Genomic DNA, 3809 nt, shown 5'->3' with positions numbered 1-3809 from the left:
CCGGCAGGGCCGCCGCGGACGCGTACAGGCGACGGCTCTGGTACACGCTGTTCGGGCCGCCCACGCCCACGCCCACGCCGAAGTGCCGCCACCACACCACGCGCAGCGAGTCGCCCGCGGGGGGCGCGAGCTCCACGCGCCCCACGTCCCCCGCGCGGACGAGGAGCGTGGGCGCGACGGGGCGAAAGAGCGAGTCCAGCACGGCCGCCAGCCGCCCCGCGTCCGGGGCGCCCTCCACGGCCCGCATCCCCGCGGCGGCGAACGTGTCCCAGTTCGTCGCGGCCGCCTGGTCGCTGGGGTGGTAGAAGCGGACGTAGCCGAGGAGCCGCGAGAACGCCACCAGGTTCCGCAGCCCCTGCTCCGTGACGGGCCGCGGAGGCTCCGGCGGCGCCACCGCGGGGCCGGCCTCCACGGCCGCGTCGTCGAACCATCCCTGCCCCTGGCCGATCACCATCACGCCGAGGTAGAGGGCCTCCGCGTCCGGCGCCACCTCGCCCTCGATCTCGTACCGCGTCCACCCCGTGCGTCCGGCGACGGGGCGCGATGCCATGTTGTCAAAGAAGCCCGTGACGCCGTTGGGCCGGTCCACGCGCAGCCACAAGGCGCCGCGGCCCGGCGCGGCGACGTCCGTGCGCATCCACGCGTGAAAGCGGATGCGCCGGCCGCGGTACGGCGCGGGATCCAGGCGCTGCATCACGTTGCCGAACGAGCCCTGCTGCTCGCCCCCCGCGGTCCCCGTCACCCGCACGGACCAGCGTCCGCCGTGCGCGTCCACGGAGTCCAGCACCATGGTCGCGCCGCCCGTTTCGGCAAAGTGCCAGCCCGTGAGTGCCGGCGCGTCGTTCTCGAAGCCGGGGTTGGCGAGCGTCCCGGGTGCCTGGGCCGTGAGCGGCGCGGCAAAGGCCAAGGCGGCGAGGAGGGGAGAGAAAAGATTGCGCATGAGGATCGATCGGAAGGAGCGTGTCCGGAGGATGGAAGTGACGCCACGAGGCGCAAGCTAATCGCGATCGGCCGGGCGCGCAGCATCCCCGAATCGTCCCTCCCGCGTCATCCCCGGATGGAGACCTGCTGCGCGTCCGCGAGCAGGTGACGGTGCACTTCGACGTCTCCCGCCGAGTCCCGCCCTCCCGGCTCCGTCGCGCAGGTCCAGCGCCGGTAAAGTTCCACAGAAAACCGCATTCTCACGCAGAGGGAGCAGAGGCAGCAGAGTACTTCATCGCGCGACGAAGTACTCTGCGTCCTCCGCGGCTCTGCGTGAGAAATTCCTGTTGTCGTTCATCACACGAAAGCGCCCCCTCCCACGAGACCGTGAGAGGGGGCGCTTCGGCCGGTCCGGCGGGACGATCAGGCGCGAGACAGGGCCGCGACCTGCTCCTCCACCCGGCGGAACTTGCGGGCGATGAACACCAGGTAGCCAAACAGCAGCACCCACGCGATGGCGAACGCCACGAACACGTGCGCGTACGCCCGCAGCGTGCGGGGCGGCGTGTACGTGGGCAGCCCGGACGACGTGGACGTCGGGGCGGCGGCCGGCGTCTCGGCCGCCGGGGCGCCGGCCTGCGTGGCGGCGGCGGCCTCCGTGGCCGTCTCGCCGGCGGGGGCCTGGGCGCGGGCCGCGGCCGGCGCGGCGAAGAAGAGGGCAAGCGCGATGAGCGCGATCCGAACGGGGCGCATCAAACGGAAACTCCTTGAGACGCGGGCGTGATGGGCCGCAGCGTGGCGGCGATCCGGGCGGCTTCCAGGCGGCGGCTCAGCTTTTCCACCACCAAGCGCGCCAGGAGCAGCGAAACGAACAGCAGGGTGAACGCGAGCAGGCTCACCAGCAGTGTCTGCACCATCTCCGGCGCGGCCGTGGGGCCCTCGGGCTTGAGCACCACCGGCTTGGGGTGCTGGCTGCGGAACCACTGCACGCTCATGTGGATGATGGGGATGTCCGCCGCGCCCACCACCCCCAGGATGGCCGCGAAGCGCTTGCCCCGCTCCGGGTTCTCCGTGGCGCCGCGCAGCATGAAGTAGCCCACGTAGATGAACCACAGCAGCAGCGTGAACGAAAGGCGCGCGTCCCACACCCACCACGCGCCCCACGCGAGCTTGCCCCACAGCGGCCCCGTCGTGAGCACGATGCTGGTAAAGACCAGGCCCAGCTCCGCCGCGCACAGGGCCACGGCGTCCAGGCGCTCGTCCCGCAGCCACAGGTACCCCAGCGAGCACAGCGCCACGATGCCGAACGCCATGAACGCCACCCACGCGCTGGGCACGTGCACGTAGAAGATGCGGTGCACGATCCCCATCTCGCGCTCCGTGGGCACGTAGAAGAAGATCAGCCAGAAGGTCGCCACCAGCGAGGCCGCGGCCAGCGCGCCCAGCCCCACCGACCAGCGGCGGAGCCCCTGGAGCGAGCCGTCGTCCACGGCCAGGTTCGGACTGCTCATAAGGTCAGGTCGTTTTCGTATGGTTCGTCGCCGCGACGGGGGCCGCCGGTCCGCACGGGCGGCCGTCGCATCGTTCATCGCGGCGGACTCCCGCCGCGCCCCCTGGCCCTACTCCTCCACGGCCGCGCCGAACACGGCCGTGCAGACAAAGAGGATCACGAGGTCGAACGCCAGCAGCATCCGCAGGTTGCCCTGCACCTCGGCCAGCGGGCGGCCCACCAGCAGCCGCTGCGTGGCGCTGGCGGCAAAGATCACCACGGGGATCAGCAGCGGCAGCATCAGGATGGGCAGCAGCGACTCCCCGTGCCGCGTGTGCGCCGTGATGGCCGCGAACAGCGTCCCCAGGGCCATGAATCCCACCGTCGCCAGGAACACCAGCAGCGCCAGGCCCCCCAGCGCCCGCCCCAGCTCCAGCCCGAAGAACAGCGCGTAGACGGGAAAGATCACCACCTCCACCGCCAGCACCACCAGCAGGTTCGCCAGGAACTTGCCCAGGAACACGGCCCCGCGCGGCACCGGGGACACCAGCACGCCCACCAGCGCGTCGGCCTCGCGCTCCAGCGCGAAGCTGCGGCCCAGGCCCAGCGTGCCCGCGAACAGCACCGTCACCCACAGCATGGCGCCCGCGATGTCCGTCGAGCGGACCGTGGGGTCCAGCGCGAAGCTGAACACCACGGCCACGAGCATGGCGAACGTGGCCATGGACACCGAGCGCTCGCGGGAGCGCGTCTCCAGCAGCAGGTCCTTGCGGGCAACGGCCCACGCCTGCGCGAGGTAGCCGGCCATCGTCAGACCGCCGCCGCCACCCGCTCGGTGTAGACCTGCTCCCACGTGGCCCCGTCGATGTCGCCCCGGCGCTCGTCGCTCACCCAGCGGCCGCCCACCTGCACGGCCACCCGGTCCGCCTGCTCCAGCCCCTGCGACAGGTTGTGCGTCACCAGGACGACGGTCCGCCGGCCGTCCTTGAGCCGGTCCAGCACCCCGCGCAGCATGGCGGAGGCATGCGGGTCCAGCCCCGTGTACGGCTCGTCCAGGAACACGACGTCCGGGTCGTGGAGGAGCGTGCGCGCCAGGGCCAGCCGCTGCTGCATCCCCCGCGAGAACGTCCGCACACGGTCGTCCGCGCGGTCCAGCAGACCGACCTCGCGCAGCCCGTCCGTCACCCGCGTCCGGCGGTCCGGCAGGGCGTACAGGCGGGCGTAGAAGTCCAGGTTCTCCGCCGCGCTCAGGCCGGGGTACAGGAACGTCTGGTGCGACAGCAGGCCAATGCGCCGCCGCCACCCGTCGTCGTCCCCGCCCAGCTCCGTGCCGCCGATGCGGACGGCGCCGCGCGTGGGACGCACGGCGCCGCACAGCATGCGCAGCAGCGTGCTCTTG

4 protein-coding genes and 1 pseudogene are annotated in these 3809 nt (G+C 72.3%); all 5 read right to left on the bottom strand.

Translation table 11 applies throughout. The features are described from left to right. Positions 1 to 940: pseudogene (locus tag VFZ20_RS24535) on the bottom strand (hypothetical protein); the annotation flags it as partial. A gap of 404 nt (positions 941 to 1344) precedes the next feature. Beyond that, complete coding sequence (locus VFZ20_RS24530; protein ID WP_329686594.1) at positions 1345 to 1674, bottom strand: CcmD family protein; 330 nt, start codon at positions 1672 to 1674, stop codon at positions 1345 to 1347. Then, complete coding sequence (gene ccsA / locus VFZ20_RS24525; protein ID WP_329686593.1) at positions 1674 to 2432, bottom strand: cytochrome c biogenesis protein CcsA; 759 nt, start codon at positions 2430 to 2432, stop codon at positions 1674 to 1676. Before ccsA ends, VFZ20_RS24530 begins: the two co-directional genes overlap by 1 nt. A 108-nt stretch (positions 2433 to 2540) precedes the next feature. Then, complete coding sequence (locus tag VFZ20_RS24520) at positions 2541 to 3218, bottom strand: heme exporter protein CcmB (RefSeq protein ID WP_329686592.1); 678 nt, start codon at positions 3216 to 3218, stop codon at positions 2541 to 2543. 2 nt (positions 3219 to 3220) lie between these two features. Beyond that, on the bottom strand, positions 3221 to 3809 hold a 589-nt coding region (locus tag VFZ20_RS24515; protein ID WP_329686591.1), incomplete at its 5' end, for an ABC transporter ATP-binding protein.

This window comes from Longimicrobium sp., from assembly GCF_036280135.1.
Taxonomy (GTDB): domain Bacteria; phylum Gemmatimonadota; class Gemmatimonadetes; order Longimicrobiales; family Longimicrobiaceae; genus Longimicrobium.
This window is presented reverse-complemented; position numbering and strand designations above follow the sequence as displayed.